Annotated in this window: 18 protein-coding genes; 3 read left to right on the top strand and 15 right to left on the bottom strand. The window is 71.2% G+C overall.

Going from position 1 to position 14914, the window contains the following annotated elements; translation table 11 throughout:
• Window positions 1-9: 9 nt before the first annotated feature.
• Complete coding sequence (locus tag EDD40_RS29125) at window positions 10-363, bottom strand: winged helix-turn-helix transcriptional regulator (RefSeq protein ID WP_123745757.1); 354 nt, start codon at window positions 361-363, stop codon at window positions 10-12.
• A 90-nt stretch (window positions 364-453) separates the two neighbouring features.
• On the opposite strand from EDD40_RS29125, the gene EDD40_RS29120 reads away from it, so the two are divergent.
• Entirely contained in the window at window positions 454-1320 is an 867-nt protein-coding gene (locus tag EDD40_RS29120) for an NAD(P)-dependent oxidoreductase (RefSeq protein ID WP_123745756.1), read from the top strand.
• 19 nt (window positions 1321-1339) lie between these two features.
• Here EDD40_RS29120 and EDD40_RS29115 read toward each other — a convergent pair whose 3' ends face one another.
• Both EDD40_RS29115 and EDD40_RS29110 read right to left on the bottom strand, forming a co-directional pair.
• The gene (locus EDD40_RS29115) at window positions 1340-1771 is read right to left on the bottom strand and encodes a DUF2550 domain-containing protein (protein WP_123745755.1); all 432 of its coding nucleotides are present in this window, start codon (window positions 1769-1771) and stop codon (window positions 1340-1342) included.
• Window positions 1772-1790: 19 nt separating this feature from the next.
• The gene (locus tag EDD40_RS29110) at window positions 1791-2156 is read right to left on the bottom strand and encodes a F0F1 ATP synthase subunit epsilon (RefSeq protein ID WP_123748358.1); all 366 of its coding nucleotides are present in this window, start codon (window positions 2154-2156) and stop codon (window positions 1791-1793) included.
• Window positions 2157-2550: 394 nt separating this feature from the next.
• Here EDD40_RS29110 and EDD40_RS43805 point away from each other — a divergent pair, with 394 nt between their 5' ends.
• The gene (locus EDD40_RS43805; protein ID WP_246037883.1) at window positions 2551-3297 is read left to right on the top strand and encodes an IclR family transcriptional regulator; all 747 of its coding nucleotides are present in this window, start codon (window positions 2551-2553) and stop codon (window positions 3295-3297) included.
• 67 nt (window positions 3298-3364) lie between these two features.
• Here EDD40_RS43805 and atpD read toward each other — a convergent pair whose 3' ends face one another.
• From atpD to EDD40_RS29050, 11 genes are all read right to left on the bottom strand, one after another.
• The gene (atpD, locus tag EDD40_RS29100; RefSeq protein WP_211348252.1) at window positions 3365-4801 is read right to left on the bottom strand and encodes a F0F1 ATP synthase subunit beta; all 1437 of its coding nucleotides are present in this window, start codon (window positions 4799-4801) and stop codon (window positions 3365-3367) included.
• Window positions 4794-5729, bottom strand: a complete 936-nt coding sequence (locus EDD40_RS29095; RefSeq protein ID WP_123745753.1) for a F0F1 ATP synthase subunit gamma — start codon at window positions 5727-5729, stop codon at window positions 4794-4796. The genes atpD and EDD40_RS29095 overlap by 8 nt, the downstream gene beginning before the upstream one ends.
• 7 nt (window positions 5730-5736) lie before the next feature.
• A complete protein-coding gene (gene atpA / locus EDD40_RS29090) occupies window positions 5737-7383 on the bottom strand; it encodes a F0F1 ATP synthase subunit alpha (RefSeq protein ID WP_123745752.1) in 1647 nt (548 codons plus the stop codon).
• 59 nt (window positions 7384-7442) lie between these two features.
• Window positions 7443-8270: a F0F1 ATP synthase subunit delta gene (locus EDD40_RS29085; protein WP_123745751.1), complete on the bottom strand. Its 828-nt coding sequence runs from the start codon at window positions 8268-8270 to the stop codon at window positions 7443-7445.
• A gap of 10 nt (window positions 8271-8280) precedes the next feature.
• Complete coding sequence (locus tag EDD40_RS29080) at window positions 8281-8829, bottom strand: F0F1 ATP synthase subunit B (RefSeq protein WP_123745750.1); 549 nt, start codon at window positions 8827-8829, stop codon at window positions 8281-8283.
• Window positions 8830-8860: 31 nt separating this feature from the next.
• Window positions 8861-9115 (bottom strand): ATP synthase subunit c family protein, encoded by a 255-nt coding sequence (locus EDD40_RS29075; RefSeq protein ID WP_123745749.1) that lies wholly within the window; start codon window positions 9113-9115, stop codon window positions 8861-8863.
• A gap of 61 nt (window positions 9116-9176) precedes the next feature.
• Window positions 9177-9956, bottom strand: coding sequence for a F0F1 ATP synthase subunit A (gene atpB / locus EDD40_RS29070; protein ID WP_123745748.1), 780 nt, complete (start codon window positions 9954-9956; stop codon window positions 9177-9179).
• Window positions 9957-10108: 152 nt separating this feature from the next.
• Window positions 10109-10567: a Cg1360 family ATP-synthase-associated protein gene (locus EDD40_RS29065; protein WP_123745747.1), complete on the bottom strand. Its 459-nt coding sequence runs from the start codon at window positions 10565-10567 to the stop codon at window positions 10109-10111.
• 65 nt (window positions 10568-10632) lie between these two features.
• The gene (locus EDD40_RS29060; protein ID WP_123745746.1) at window positions 10633-11793 is read right to left on the bottom strand and encodes a glycosyltransferase family 4 protein; all 1161 of its coding nucleotides are present in this window, start codon (window positions 11791-11793) and stop codon (window positions 10633-10635) included.
• Window positions 11794-11903: 110 nt separating this feature from the next.
• Entirely contained in the window at window positions 11904-12554 is a 651-nt protein-coding gene (locus EDD40_RS29055) for an L-threonylcarbamoyladenylate synthase (RefSeq protein WP_123745745.1), read from the bottom strand.
• Between the two features lie 99 nt (window positions 12555-12653).
• Entirely contained in the window at window positions 12654-13301 is a 648-nt protein-coding gene (locus EDD40_RS29050) for a hypothetical protein (protein ID WP_123745744.1), read from the bottom strand.
• Between the two features lie 65 nt (window positions 13302-13366).
• On the opposite strand from EDD40_RS29050, the gene EDD40_RS41955 reads away from it, so the two are divergent.
• A complete protein-coding gene (locus tag EDD40_RS41955; RefSeq protein ID WP_170185229.1) occupies window positions 13367-14047 on the top strand; it encodes a hypothetical protein in 681 nt (226 codons plus the stop codon).
• Here EDD40_RS41955 and prmC read toward each other — a convergent pair.
• The gene (gene prmC / locus EDD40_RS29040; protein ID WP_123745743.1) at window positions 14044-14904 is read right to left on the bottom strand and encodes a peptide chain release factor N(5)-glutamine methyltransferase; all 861 of its coding nucleotides are present in this window, start codon (window positions 14902-14904) and stop codon (window positions 14044-14046) included. The two genes, EDD40_RS41955 and prmC, sit on opposite strands and share 4 nt — an antisense overlap.
• Between the last annotated feature and the right edge of the window lie 10 nt (window positions 14905-14914).

The following is a 14914-nucleotide window of genomic DNA, read 5'->3' as shown; positions in this document are numbered from 1 at the left end:
GGCGCCCGATCAGGGCGTGTGGACCACCTTCTCCGCACCGATGCGCCGCATCCGCTCGACGCCCCACACGCCCAGCGCGGCGAGCGCCTCGTTGAGCGACACCCCGTGCCCGGTCAGCTCGTACTCCACCCTCGGCGGCACCTCGGGGAACACCTCGCGGCGCACGAGACCGTCCTCCTCCAGCTCGCGCAGCTGCTGCACCAGCATCTTCTCGCTCACGCCCGGCAGGCCGCGGCGCAGCTGGGCGAACCGCCGCACGCCGTGCTCGGCCAGCTCCCACAGGATCAGCGACTTCCACTTCCCCGACACCACGTCCATCGCGGCGTCGATGCCGCAGAAGTAGGGGCCACGTCGAGCCGCCATCGCCCCTCCCAGGGGTGCTCACCGAAAGGTGGGTACTGCACAAAATAGTCCGTACTGGTCAGCTCCGACGGTACGGGTGACGATCGCGGCATGACGAACACGAAGGCGACCGTTCTCGGGCTCGGCGCGATGGGCGCCGCCCTCGCCACCGCCCTGGTGCGCGCCGGGCACGCCACGACGGTCTGGAACCGCACCCCCGGCAAGGCCGACGCCCTCGTCGACCTCGGCGCCACCGCCGCCGCCACCGCCCGCGACGCCGTGGCCGCCGCCGACGTGGTGATCGCCTGCCTGCTCGACGCCGACTCGGTCCACGAGGTGCTCGACCCGGTGGCCGACGTGCTCACCGGCCGCACGCTGGTCAACGTCACCACGACCACGCCCGACCAGGCGAAGGAGATCGCCGGGTGGGCGGCGGCGCACGGCGCGGTGTACCTCGACGGCGGCATCATGGCCGTGCCGGACATGATCGGGCTCCCCGGCGCGTCCGTCCTCTACAGCGGGTCGGCCACCGCGTTCGAGCGGCTACGCCCCCTGATGGACCTGTGGGGTGAGAGCGCGTACCTCGGCGAGGACGCGGGCCTGGCGTCGCTGTACGACCTGGCCCTGCTCGCCGGCATGTACGTGATGTTCGCGGGTTTCCTGCACGGCGCGGCGATGGTCGCGGACGCGGGCGTGACGGCGACCGAGTTCGCCCGGCGGTCGGCGCCGTGGCTGGCCGCGATGACCGGCGGGTTCGCCGGGTTCGCGGCCGTGGTCGACGGCGGCGACTACACCGTGCCGGGGCAGCAGAGCCTGGTGTTCTCCGACCTCGGCGACCTGCTCGGCGCGAGCGCCGCGCAGGGCATCTCCACGGAGGTGGTCGGGGTGGTGCAGGACCTGATCCGGCGGCAGGTCGACGCCGGTCACGGCGAGGAGGGCTTCGCCCGCATCTACGAGAGCATCAGGCAACCCGCCTGACCCTTCCGGGGCCGCCGGGCTAGGAGGCCCAGGGGATGGATCGGCCCGGAGGCGCTGACTCCAACCAGGACAGGAATCCGGTCAGCGCGTCCGGGCCCATCGCGATCTCGACCTCGCCCTTGTTGCCCCGGCACCGGAGCACCACCGCGTTCGCGGGCATCGCGTACGCCTCCGGCGGGGTGGGCTCGCGGCGGTCGTCGATCTCGAAGCCCTCGCGGGAGATGACCATGTCCGGGCCGGCGCTCAGGCTCAGCACGCGGAACCAGGTGAACTCGTCACCGCGGTAGTGCCCGACACCCAGGTGCCAGCCCCGGCCGGAACCGGCGATGCGCGACCTCAACGCGACGTGCACGCCACCGGCGCGCAGCAGTCGGACGCGGCGCCACGCCAGGTACGCGAGGACGACCACCGCGCCGAACAGGACCACCCCCACCAGTTCGGCGATCCCCACGGCGCTCGTCCCGTCCGCGTCAGGCCGAGTGTCCCGCGGCGCGCAGCCGCGCGATGGCCCGGGCCCGCTGCACGTCGTCCGAGTTCTGCGCGTCCGAGCGGGCTTGTTCGACGTCGATCTCCTCGGAGAGCTCCGCGTCCTCGGCGAGGATGCTCACCCCGTCGCCGGTCACGGAGAGGAACCCGCCGTGCACGGCCGCCGTCACGAGCTCGTTGTCCGTGGTGCGGATCCGGACCACGCCGCCCTCGACCAACTGGCCGAGCACCGGCTCGTGGCCGGGCAGGATGCCGATCTCCCCTTCGAGCGTCTGCGCGACCACCGAGGTGGCCGTGCCGGACCACAGGCGGCGTTCCACCGCGACCAACTGGACGGTCATCTCGGCCACGCGCATCTCCCTGAGTCGACTGGAGTCGAGCCCCAGTCTAAACGGTGACCGGAACACCCCGCCGTGCCGGCCACCCCCAGGCGCCGCCCCGGCCCGCCGCGGCCCTCCCGGCGACCGCTCCGGCGGCGTCCTCCGCGACCACCCGCAAGGCCGCTACCAAGGCGAACAGGGAGGAACCCCGCCGGGTGCGGCAAGCGGCACACGCCCGGCACGGGCCGCAGATGACCCTGATTACGTGCAGACGCCTCGGTCCACCGGCACGGTCACCGACCACGGGCGCTGTCTGCGGGCAGACGGCGGCGCGGGTCGCTCAGCAGCGCGGTGGCGGCGCGGCAGCGCACCGGGTACGCCGCCGCTGGGGCCGGCGCGGGCGCGCCGCTGGGAGACTGGGCCGGTGCCCACCCCGAAGTCGCTGCTGGAGCGCGCGTTCTCGCTGTTGTCCGTGTTCACCGTGGACCGGTCGGCGGTGACGCTGTCCGAGCTGAGCCGCCACTCCGGCCTGCCGCTGAGCACCACGCACCGGCTGGTGGCGTCGCTGGTGGAGCTGCGCGCCCTGGACCGGACGGCGGATGGGCGCTACTGCGTGGGCCTGAGGCTGCTGGAGCTGGGCGCGTTGTCCCCCGGCAGCCTGGACCTGCGGGACCGGGCCCTGCCGTTCCTGGAGGACCTGTGCGAGGTCACGCGGCACAACGTGCAGCTGGCCGTCCGCGACGGCACGGAGGTCGTGTACGTGGAGCGGATCTCGGCGCGGGACGCGGTGAACGTGCTGACGCGGGTCGGCAGCCGGATGCCGACGCACTGCACGGGCGTCGGCCTGGTGCTGCTGGCCGCCGCGCCGGTCGCCGTGCAGGAGGCCGTGCTGGCCGCGCCGCTCAAGCGGTTCACGCCCCGGACGATCGTGTCGCCGCCGGAGCTGCGGGAGACCCTGGCCCGGGTGCGCCGCGACGACTACGCCATCAGCGACCGCCAGCTCGAGATGATCACCTACTCGGTCGCCGCCCCCGTGCGCGGCCAGGACGGCGAGGTGGTGGCCGCGGTGTCCGTCGTCGTGCCGATCGACACCCGCACCGACACCGTCGTGCCCGCCGTGCGCACGTGCGGCCTGGCGATCTCCCGCGCGCTGGGCTGGGCCTCCCCCTGACGACCCGGCCCGGTAACGCCCGAAGGGCCGCCCCCCGACGGGGAACGGCCCTTCGACGAAGCCCGACTCAGTTGCCGGCCAGCTTCTTGGCGTTGGCCTCGACGTCGTCCAACCCGCCGCAGGAGAAGAACGCCTGCTCCGGGTAGTGGTCGAACTCGCCCTTGCAGACGCGGTCGAACGCCTCGATGGTGTCCTTGATGGACACGAACGAACCCGGCTGACCGGTGAACTTCTCGGCCACGATGAAGTTCTGGCCGAGGAAGCGCTCCAGGCGACGGGCGCGGCCGACGAGGACCTTGTCCTCCTCGGACAGCTCGTCCATGCCGAGGATGGCGATGATGTCCTGCAGCTCCTTGTACTTCTGCAGGATCCGCTTGACCTCCTGCGCCACCCGGTAGTGCTCCTCGCCGACGATCGACGGCTCGAGGATCCGGGAGGACGAGGACAGCGGGTCCACCGCCGGGTAGATGCCCTTCTGGGAGATCGGACGGGAGAGCTCCGTCGTCGCGTCCAGGTGGGCGAACGTGGTGGCCGGCGCGGGGTCGGTGTAGTCGTCCGCGGGCACGTAGATGGCCTGCAGCGAGGTGATCGACTTGCCGCGCGTCGAGGTGATGCGCTCCTGGAGCTCACCCATCTCGTCCGCCAGCGTCGGCTGGTAACCCACGGCGGACGGCATGCGGCCCAGCAGGGTCGACACCTCGGAACCCGCCTGGGTGAACCGGAAGATGTTGTCGATGAACAGCAGCACGTCCTGGCCCTGCACGTCGCGGAAGTACTCCGCCATCGTCAGCGCGGACAGCGCGACCCGCATGCGCGTGCCGGGCGGCTCGTCCATCTGACCGAACACCAGGGCGGTGTCGCCGAGCACGCCCATCTCCTCCATCTCGAGGAGGAGGTCGGTGCCCTCACGGGTGCGCTCGCCGACGCCGGCGAACACCGACGTGCCGGAGAACTCGCGGGCGATACGGGTGATCATCTCCTGGATGAGCACCGTCTTGCCCACGCCCGCGCCGCCGAACAGGCCGATCTTGCCGCCCTTGACGTACGGGGTCAGCAGGTCGATGACCTTGATGCCCGTTTCCAGGATCTCGGTCTTGCCCTCGAGCTGGTCGAACGACGGCGCCTTGCGGTGGATGCCCCACTGCTCGCCGTCGCGGCCGAGGCCGGGCTCGTCGAGGCAGTCGCCCAGCGCGTTGAAGACGTGGCCCTTGACGACGTCGCCGACCGGCACGCTGATCGCCTTGCCGGTGTCGGTCACCGCCGCGCCGCGGACCAGGCCGTCGGTCGGCTGCATCGAGATGGTGCGGACCAGGTTGTCACCCAGGTGCTGGGCGACCTCCAGGGTCAGCGTCTTGGCGACCGCCTCGTAGGTGATCTCCACGTGCAGCGCGTTGAACAGCTCCGGCACCGCGCCGCGCGGGAACTCCACGTCGACGACGGCACCGATCACCCGGACCACACGGCCGGTGCGGGTGGTGGTGGCAGTAGCACTCATGTCACTCATCACTTCCTGCGCCCCCGGTAAGCGCGGAGGCGCCACCGACGATCTCGCTGATCTCCTGGGTGATCTGGGCCTGGCGGGCCGCGTTCGCCTGGCGGCTGAGGTTGCGGACCAGCTCGGTGGCGTTGTCCGTCGCCGCCTTCATCGCGGTCCGCCGCGCCGCCGACTCCGAGGCCGCCGCGTCCAGCAGCGCCGAGAAGAGCCGGGTCTTGACGTACTTGGGCAGCAACGCGCCCAGCAACGTCTCCGCGCTCGGCTCGAACGAGTACACCGACTGGAGCTTCTGCGGCTCCGGGTCGAAGTCCACGACCATCGGCGCGATCCGCTTGGCGACCGGCGTCTGGCTCAGCATCGACTTGAACTCGGTGTAGACCACGTGCAGCTCGTCCACGCCGAGCACGCCGTCCGGGCCGGGCTGGTCGCCCTCGTCGTCGCTGCCCGCGACGAACGCCTTGACCAGCGCGTCACCGGCCTCGACCGCGTTCACGTAGTGCGGGAGCTGCGAGAAACCGGTCCACTCGCCCGCGATGGCGCGGCGGCGGAACTTGTAGTAGCCCACGCCCTTGCGGCCGATGACGTAGAGCACGGGCTCCTTGCCCTCGGACCGCAGCAGCGAGAGCAGCTCCTCGGCGGCACGCAGCACGTTGGCGTTGTAGCCACCGCACATGCCCTTGTCGCTGGTCACGACCAGGACGGCGGCACGGCGGGGGTTCTTGCGCTCGGTCAGCAGCGGGTGGTCGAGGTTCGCGGACGCGGTCGCCAGGGAGGAGAGCACCGAGGTGATCTCCTCCGCGTACGGACGCGACGCCGCGACCCTCGTCTGCGCCTTGGCCAGACGGGACGTGGCGATGAGCTCGTACGCCTTGGTGATCTTCTTGGTCGAGTTGACCGAGCGGATCCGCTGGCGCAGCTCTCGGATCTGTGCCGCCATGGCTACGTCACTTCTCGGTCGGAGCGGGCCGGTTGACCTTCACCGACTCCTGCCCGACCTTGTCGGCGTCCATCGCGTCGGCGGGCGCGTCGTTGACCACGGACGCGCCACCGGATGCGGTGAACTGCTGCTTGAACGCGGTGACGGCGTTCACGATGCCCTTCTCCGTGTCGTCCGACAGCTTCTTGGACTCGCGGATGTCGGACAGGATCACGTCGTGGCCGCGCCGGACGTGGTCCAGGAACTCCGACTCGAAGCGGCGGACGTCGCCGACCGGGATGTCGTCGTAGTGGCCGTTGGTGCCGAGGTAGATCGAGACGACCTGCTCCTCGACGGGGACCGGCGAGTACTGGCCCTGCTTGAGCAGCTCGACCAGGCGGGCGCCGCGGTCCAGCTGGGCGCGGGAGGCCGCGTCGAGGTCCGAGGCGAAGGCGGAGAACGCCTCCAGCTCGCGGAACTGCGACAGGTCCAGGCGCAGCGAGCCGGAGACCGTCTTCATCGCCTTGGTCTGCGCGGCGCCACCGACGCGGGACACCGAGATGCCCACGTTGACGGCCGGGCGCACGCCGGCGTTGAACAGGTCCGACTCCAGGAAGCACTGGCCGTCGGTGATCGAGATGACGTTGGTCGGGATGTACGCCGACACGTCGTTGGCCTTGGTCTCGATGATCGGCAGGCCGGTCATCGAGCCGCCGCCCATGTCGTCGGACAGCTTCGCGCAGCGCTCGAGCAGGCGCGAGTGCAAGTAGAAGACGTCGCCGGGGTAGGCCTCGCGGCCCGGCGGGCGACGCAGCAGCAGCGAGATGGCGCGGTACGCCTCCGCCTGCTTGGTCAGGTCGTCGAAGATGATCAGGACGTGCTTGCCCTGGTACATCCAGTGCTGGCCGATGGCCGAGCCGGTGTAGGGCGCGAGCCACTTGAAGCCGGCCGAGTCGGACGCGGGGGCGGCGACGATGGTGGTGTACTCCAGCGCGCCCGCCTCCTCCAGCGCGGCCTTGACGCCCGCGATGGTGGAGCCCTTCTGGCCGACGGCCACGTACACGCAGCGGACCTGCTGCTGCGGGTCGCCCGAGTCCCAGGCCTTCTTCTGGTTGATGATCGTGTCGATGCAGACCGCGGTCTTGCCGGTCTTGCGGTCGCCGATGATCAGCTGGCGCTGGCCGCGGCCGATCGGCGTCATGGCGTCGATGGCCTTGATGCCGGTCTGCATCGGCTCGCTCACCGGCTGCCGCTGCAGCACGGACGCCGCCTGCAGCTCCAGCGCGCGGTTGTCGTCGGCCACGATGTCGCCGAGGCCGTCGATCGGCTGGCCGAGCGGGTTCACCACGCGGCCGAGGAAGCCGTCGCCGACCGGCACGGAGAGCACCTGGCCGGTCCGCTTGACCTCCTGGCCCTCTTCGATCTTGTCGAAGTCACCGAGGATGACCGCGCCGATGGTGCGGACCTCCAGGCTCAGGGCCACGCCGAGCACGCCGCCGGGGAACTCCAGCAGCTCGTTGGTCATGGTGCCGGGCAGACCCTCGACGATGGCGATGCCGTCGTAGGTCTCCGCGACGACGCCGACCTCTTCCCGGCTCACTTCCGGGGAGTAGGCCGAGACGTACTTCTCGATCGCACTGCGGATCTCGTCCGACGAGATCGTCAGCTCCGCCATGTCGTTCCTGCTCTCACTTCGTTCTGGGAAAGGGGCTTGTGGGCCGCGGTTCCGGTCGGTCAGCCGGCGAGGTCGCGGCGCAGTGACGCCAGCCGACCGGCCACGCTCCCGTCGATGACCTCGTCGCCGATCTTGATCAGCAGGCCACCGCGCAGCGTGGGGTCGACCTCGACGTGCAGCGCGATCGGCCGGGAGTAGATCCGGGTCAACGTGGCCTCGAGGCGGTCCTGCTGAGCCGCGTCGAGCTCGACGGCGGAACGGACGTAGGCGACGGAACGTTCCCGGCGCTTGGCCGCGAGCGACGCGAGGTCGCCGAGGCCGTTGACGACTCCCTGGCCACGCGGCTCGCGGACGAGCTGGTCCACCAGGGTCTTGGTGGTCGCGTCCACCTTGCCCGCCACGAGGCTGTCGACCAGCGCGACCTTGCCCGCGGCCTCGGCCGCCGGGTCGGAGAGCGCCAGCTCGAGCGCGTGGTTGCCCGCGACGATCCGGCCGAGCCGGAACAGCTCGTCCTCGACCGCGTCGAGCTTGCCGTCCCGCTCCGCCCGCACCAGCAGCGTGGTGCGGGCCAGCGACTCGACGCCGTCGACCAGCTCGCGAGGGCTGGACCAGCGCGCGGTGACGACCGTGGCCAGCACCTGCGCGGTCACGTCGGCGACCTTGCCGTCGAGCAGGCCGCGCAGCAGCTGCTCCCGGGACTCGGGCTCCGAGGAGTTGTCGGCCAGCGCGCGGCGCAGCGCGGGCTGCGCCGACAGCAGGCTCACGACCGCGAACAGCTCGCTGCCCAGCTCGCCCAGGGCGGAGCTGTCCAACGTGGCATCCACGGCCTCGAGCAACCGCAGTTCGGCGGCGGCCAGGGCGTCACGGCTGGCGGCGTGCAGCGTCATCGGCGTTCCCTCACTTGACGGCCGGAGCCGACGTGCCGTCGAGCTCGGAGAGGAACCGGTCGACGGTGCCCCGGCGGCGCACCTCGTCCTCGAGCGACTCGCCGACGACCCGGTCCGCCAGGTCGATGGCCAGCCGGCCCAACTCGCCACGCAGCTCGGCGACGATCTGCGCGCGCTGCGTCTCGAGCTGGGTCTGCCCCTGCGCGATGATCCGCGAGGACTCCTCCTGCGCCTTGGCGCGCAGCTCGCTGATGATCTGCTCGCCTTCGATGCGGGCGTCGTCGCGGATGCGGGCCGCTTCGGCACGAGCCTCGGCCAGCTGCGCCTTGTACTGGTCCAGCGCCTGCTGGGCCTGCGCCTGCGCCTGCTCTGCCTTCTCGATCCCGCCCTCGATCTTGGCGGCACGTTCCGCGTACAACGTCTCGAAGCGCGGCGACACGAACTTCTTGATGACGAAGAACAGCAGCAGGAACGAGATCAGGCCGAGGATGATCTCCGACGTGTGCGGCAGGACGGGGTTAATGGCCCCTTCCTCCGCCGCCAAGATGAGGGTATTCATCACAAACCTCTCTGATGCGATGAACCGGTGCTCAGGCCGCCGTCGCGAGGAAGTACACGACGAAGCCGAGCAGGGCGAGCACCTCGACGATGGCGAACGTGGTCCAGGCCAGGCTCAGCAGCACGCCGCGAGCCTCGGGCTGACGGGCGGTGCCGTTGATGACCGAGGAGAAGATCAGACCCACGCCGATGCCGGGGCCGATGGCCGCGAGGCCGTAGCCGATGGCAGCGAGGCCCTGGTTCAGGTTGACGTTCGCGGCTTCCTGAGCAAGAACGATAGCGCTCACTTGTGCTGTTCCCTTTCCAACTCGGTCCGCGAACGCTCGCGGATCGGAGGCTTGTGATTTCTCAGTGCTCTTCGGCCAGCGCCGCGCCGATGTAGTTGGCGGACAGCAGCGCGAAGATGTAGGCCTGAAGAACCATGATCAACGCTTCGAGGAACGTCAGCGCGATGGCGAAGACGAACGCGATGGGCGCGACCACGACGGTGATGCCGCCGGCGAAGAGCAGGTACTCACCGGCCAAGGTGAACACCAGCAAGAGCAGGTGACCCGCGAACATGGCCGCGAAAACTCGGATCGCGAGCGTGAGCGGGTTCAGGAAGAACTTCTGGAAGAACTCGATCGGGATCAGCAGGATGAGCACGAACCACGGCGCGCCGGGCGGCATGGTCTGGTGCTTCAGGTATCCGACGAAACCGTGCCGCTTGAACCCGACGAAGTGGTACACCGGGTAGATCACGAGCACCGAGACGGCCAGCGGGAAGCCGATGTGCGACATCGTGGGGAACTGCACGAACGGGATGAGCCCGAACAGGTTGTTCACCAGGATGAAGGTGAAGACCGTGAGGATCAGCGGGACGAAGGGCTTGAAGTCCTTGGCGCCGATCTGCTCACGCGCGATCGTGTTGCGGCCGACGTCGTAGAGCGACTCGGCGGCGAACTGGAACTTGCCGGGAACGAGCTTGAGGTTGCGGGTCGCCGCGATGAAGAACGCACCGATGATCAAGATCGAGAGCACCAGAAGCACCATGGGCTTGGTGACCTCACCGAAGATCGGTGGGAGGAAGAAGTCCTTCACGCCGGGTGCGACGAACTCATCACCCGCAGCCAGCACCATCGTGGTCACTGTGTTCCTTCCGGTTCTCCCGGCCGGCGTTCACTCCGCCGGGGGAATCGTCACGATCGGGACTTAACGTACCTTACGGACCGCAAGCGCCCGCGAGAGGCACCCCACCTACCTGGGTGTCCCGTCCTGCGCGCACCGTACCAGCCGGTAGATCAGGTGTTGCCAGGGGTCGGGATGACGATCTGACTGCGACTGCGCTTGGAGGCGCGCACCTCCATGGCGGTGGCGACCAGGATCGTCGCGGCCATGGTCAACGCCAGGGCGTTGGTGTGCAGCACCGGGAACTGGCGCAGCAGCAGCATCACCGCGAACAGCAGGATCAGCTTGCCCATGAACCCGGCGAACGCCGCGACCATGATCACCTGGAGCGGCATCGCGGCGGTGCGGTGCATCAGGAGCAGCGTCGCGGCCGACGACAGGCACGCGATCGCGCCACCGATCAGCGCCGCGACCAGGCCGGGGACACCGGCCAGCACGGTCCAGAGGATCACGCCGACGGCCACGGTCCCCAAGGCCGCCCACAGCGCGCTGCGGTACATCTCGCCCGCGAGTCGCCGGACGACGGCTTCGTGGGTCCACTCCGTCTTGCCCTCAGAGCTGTCCTGGCTCATGTCACCTCTTCTCACTGGTCGAGACCGAGTGTAAAGAGGGCTTGGTGCTCACCCCACCATCGGGGTCAGGTGCGGCGTACTTCGCGAAGTCTCGGTATCGCGGAGACCAACAGCGCGAGAACGAGTCCGATGGCCAGGCACCACACCACGACGACCACGTCGAACAGCGTCAACGCCACCGCGCCGAACGCCAGCACGCCCGCCCACAAGTAGATCAGCAGCACCGCGCGGCGCTGGGAGTGGCCGATCTCCAGCAGCCGGTGGTGCAGGTGCATCTTGTCCGCGGAGAACGGGCTCTCGCCCCGCCGGGTGCGCCGGACCACGGCCATGAGCAGGTCCAGCAACGGCACGAACAGCACCGCGGCCACCACGACCAGCGGCGACAGCAGGCCGAGGACGTCGGTGGCGCGCACCGACCCGTAGTTGATCTTCCCCGACGCGGAGATCGTCGCCGCCGCGAGCATCAGCCCGATCAGCATCGACCCGGAGTCGCCCATGAAGATCCGCGCGGGGTTGAAGTTGTGCGGCAGGAAGCCGAGGCACGCGCCCGCGAGCGTGGCCGCGATCAGGGCGGGCGGGTACGCGCCGACGTCACCGCCGTTGTTGGCCAGCAGGCCGATGGAGAACACGCAGGTGGCGGCGGCGGCGATGAGCCCGATGCCCGCCGCGAGGCCGTCCAGGCCGTCCACGAAGTTCATCGCGTTGACCATCGTCACGGCCAGCAGCACGCTCAGGATCGCGCCCTGGTTCTGGTCGAGCGAGAGCAGCGAGCCGGTGCCCTCGCCGTCGTCGCCCCACGGCACCCAGAACAGCAGCCACTGCAGGCCGAACAGCACGAGGATGCCCGCCGCGGTGACCTGCCCGGCGAGCTTCGTCAGGGAGTCGAGCTCGAACCGGTCGTCCAGCACGCCGACGAGGACGATCACGCCGCCGCCCACGATCACCGCGTACGGGTCGTAGGAGAAGTCGAACGCCGAGCGCAGCACCGGCAGCTGGTGCGCCAGGAGCATGCCGCCCAGCACCCCGCCGTACATGGCGAGGCCGCCCATGCGCGGCATGGGCTGGACGTGCACGTCCCGCTGGCGGGGGTAGGCGACCGCGCCGATCCGGAACGCCAGCGCGCGGACCAGGCCGACGAGCAGGAACGTCACGACCGCGGCGGTCAGCGCGACGAGAAGGTACTCCCGGACGGGGAGGACGTTGGACACGGCAGGCAACTGGCCCACGGCAGGCTAGCCCCTCGGCGATGGGGTGTCGGGTGGATCTTGCTGCATCGGATCCCGTTGGGGTGGTTCGTGCGGGAGGAGCACCACGCTACTCCGATCGGGAAGATCCACTAGCGGGCGACCTCGACTTCGACGCCGAGGGCCTTGGACACCTCGGCGACGGGCACCGCGCCCTCCCGCAGCACCACGGGGTCCGGGCCGGTCAGGTCGACGATGGTGGAGGCGATGTTCTCGGCGGCCGGTCCGCCGTCCAGGTAGACGCCGACCTCCTCGCCGAGCTGGTCCCAGGCCTCCTGGGCCGTGCCCGCCGGCGGGAAGCCGGACTTGTTGGCGCTGGAGACGGCCATCGGGCCGACGTCGCGCAGCAGCTCCAGCGCGACCGGGTGCAACGGCATCCGCAGCATCACGGTGCCGCGGGTGTGACCGAGATCCCACGCCAGCGAGGGCGCGTGCGGCAGCACCAGCGACAGCCCGCCGGGCCAGAACGCCTCGATCAACGCGCGGGCCTGCCGGGGCACCCCGAGGACCAACCCGTCGATCGTGGTCCACGAACCGACCAGGACGGGGACCGGCATGTCGGGTCCGCGGCCCTTGGCCTCCAGGAGGGCACGGACGGCGGCCGCGTCGAAGGCGTCGCACCCGATGCCGTACACGGTGTCCGTGGGCAGGACGACCAGCCGGCCACCCCGCACCGCTCCCGCCGCAGCCTCGAGGCCCGCGGCGCGGTCGGCCTGGACACCACAGTCGTAGATCGTGCTCACCCTGCTGATCCAAGCACAGCGCGTCCGGCGCCAGCGGCCGAGGTCACACCCGGACGGCGAGCGGCGGGTGCGGCGCGGCAGGCGTCACGGCGGACCCGGTCACCGACCACCGCGACCGAACGCCGCGTCCGCGTCGACCGCCCACCGGCGCTTCCGGTGCGCCACCACGAACCCGAACACGAGCGCCCCGCCGACCAGCACGCCCGCCACCGTCACGACCGGGTCGCCGATCGCCGCGCCCACGAACGGCAGCACCAGGACGGCCAAGCCGACGACGGCCGCCGTCCACACGTCCGGCTCCACCCACCGCCACGCCCGCGCCTCGTCCAGCCGCCGGAGCAGGTCGGTCGCGAAGGCGATCAGCTCCGGGTGCGGGCTGAGCGCCAGCACCTCCTCGGCCAGCACGCGGCACTCCGCCGCCTGGCGCGCGTCCGCCACGACCAGCGCGCCGCCGGGCGTCACGCCCCGCACCTCCGCGGTCCGGGCCACCAGCGCGATGGCCAGGTGGGTGCGCAGCACGTCGTCCGCCCGCGGCGCGCCGCCGCGGGCCAGCTCGCCGCGCACCACGGCGGCGGCGAGGTGGCTCTCGTCATCGTGGCCCTCGCCCAGCGCCGACGTCAGCGCGGTCAGCGCCCGGGACAGGCGGAGCCGGTCGGGGTCGGCGAATTCGGTGAGGTCGACGCGGATGACGCGCGCCGACAGCCATTCCCGCAGTTCGCTCCACTCGTTCGGGCCATTGACAGCCATCGCGGGTTCTCCGATTTACTCGGCGGAGCGTTGACCTCCAGATTATCCCGATGGCGAGGCGTCCGGTGACTGCGAGAAACCCGATCGGCGCCCTGCCCCTGGCGTTGTCCGCCGCCGCCGTGTACGTCGTCCTGGCGGGCGCCGCGGGCTACCTGGCGCTGGACCGGCAGCCGGCCGCGCCCCCGCCCGCCGCCGCGGCCCCCGACCTGCCCGCCATCACCACCGACACCCCGGCGAGCACCACCGCGGCGGCCGCCACCACCCCGCCGGCCGCCGCCGGCACCACCGCCTCGACCACCCAGTCCCCACCGCCGGACCTGCGGCGGATCGACGCGCCGGGCGGTCTCAGCACGGTGGTCCCGGTCGGCTGGGAGGTCACCACCGGCACGGTCGCCACCACGCTCGTCGTCACCGACCCGACGTCGCCGCGCCGCGAGCTCCGGCTCGGCGGCGCACCGGTCACCGACCCGTCGACCACGCTCCTGGACCGCATCACCCGGGCCGCCGCGGACCGCGAGCGCGAACCCGGCCACCGCCGCGTGACGCTCGTCCCGACGACGATCCGCGACCACCCGGCCGTCAGCTGGGAATTCGACGAGAACACGCCGGCGGGCCCGAACCGGGTCGCCACCGCGTTCTGGGAAGCCGGCGGCGTCGAGTACGTCCTCTACTCCGCCGGGCCGGCCGAGGAGTGGGACCGGACCCGGTCGCGACTGGCCGGCATGGTCGAGCGGGCCGCCCCTTAGACCCGGCGCGCGGTCGCGAAGCGCGGTCGCCACGCCAGGTCGCGGTGGTCCGCGACGTCGGTGAGCACCCGGCGCGCGGAGAGCAGCGCGGGCACGGTCGTGCCGTGGCTGTCGTCGTGCTCGATCGCCACGTGCCCACCGGGCTTGAGCAGCCGCGCGGCCACGCCCACGACGTGCCGGATCACGTCGAGCCCGTCCGACCCGCCGAACACCGCGTGCCGCGGGTCGTGGTCGGCGACCTCGGGCTGCACCTCGGTGCCGTCCGGCACGTACGGCGGGTTGCACAGCACCAGGTCGACCTGCCCGTCCAGGTCGGACAGCACGCCCGGCTCGGTCACGTCGCCGGCGTGCAGCGTGATGGGCGTGTCGCCCGCGGCGGCGCGGGCCTCCGCGTTGCGCCGCGCCCAGGCCAGCGCCGAGGGGTCGCGCTCGACCGCGTGCACGGACGCGGCGGGCAGCCGGTGCGCCGCCGCCAGCGCCAACGCGCCGGAACCCGTGCACAGGTCGACCACCACGGGGTCCTCGGACTCCACAGTGGACAGCGCCCACTCCAGCATCAGCTCGGTCTCCGGGCGCGGGATGAACACGCCCGGACCGACCTCCAGGTCCACCCCGCCCAGGTACGCCCGGCCGGTGATGTGCTGCAGCGGCACGCGGGTCGCGCGCAGCCGCACGGCCTTGTGCAGCGCGTCCACCACCGGCGGGTCGACCAGCGGGACCAGCGGCAGCCGCGAGCGCTCGACGCCGAGCACGTGGGCCGCCAGCAGCTCGGCGTCCACCCTGGGGCTGTCGACACCCGCCGCGGCCAGCAGGCGTTCCGCTTCGTTGATGGCCAGCCGCAACGGGTGTCGGGTCATGGTCCCAGGG

The sequence above is a fragment of the Saccharothrix texasensis genome (assembly GCF_003752005.1).
Classification (GTDB): domain Bacteria; phylum Actinomycetota; class Actinomycetes; order Mycobacteriales; family Pseudonocardiaceae; genus Actinosynnema; species Actinosynnema texasense.
Note: the sequence above shows the minus strand (reverse complement) of the source record. Positions and strands in the feature narration are given on the sequence as shown.

Coding starts and splice junctions, on each gene's coding strand:
- EDD40_RS29125 (WP_123745757.1), bottom strand. CDS start 363: ATGGCGGCTCGACGTGGCCCCTACTTCTGCGGCATCGACGCCGCGATG.
- EDD40_RS29120 (WP_123745756.1), top strand. CDS start 454: ATGACGAACACGAAGGCGACCGTTCTCGGGCTCGGCGCGATGGGCGCC.
- atpD (WP_211348252.1), bottom strand. CDS start 4,801: ATGAGTGACATGAGTGCTACTGCCACCACCACCCGCACCGGCCGTGTG.
- EDD40_RS29095 (WP_123745753.1), bottom strand. CDS start 5,729: ATGGCGGCACAGATCCGAGAGCTGCGCCAGCGGATCCGCTCGGTCAAC.
- atpA (WP_123745752.1), bottom strand. CDS start 7,383: ATGGCGGAGCTGACGATCTCGTCGGACGAGATCCGCAGTGCGATCGAG.
- EDD40_RS29085 (WP_123745751.1), bottom strand. CDS start 8,270: ATGACGCTGCACGCCGCCAGCCGTGACGCCCTGGCCGCCGCCGAACTG.
- EDD40_RS29080 (WP_123745750.1), bottom strand. CDS start 8,829: ATGAATACCCTCATCTTGGCGGCGGAGGAAGGGGCCATTAACCCCGTC.
- EDD40_RS29065 (WP_123745747.1), bottom strand. CDS start 10,567: ATGAGCCAGGACAGCTCTGAGGGCAAGACGGAGTGGACCCACGAAGCC.
- EDD40_RS29050 (WP_123745744.1), bottom strand. CDS start 13,301: ATGGCTGTCAATGGCCCGAACGAGTGGAGCGAACTGCGGGAATGGCTG.
- prmC (WP_123745743.1), bottom strand. CDS start 14,904: ATGACCCGACACCCGTTGCGGCTGGCCATCAACGAAGCGGAACGCCTG.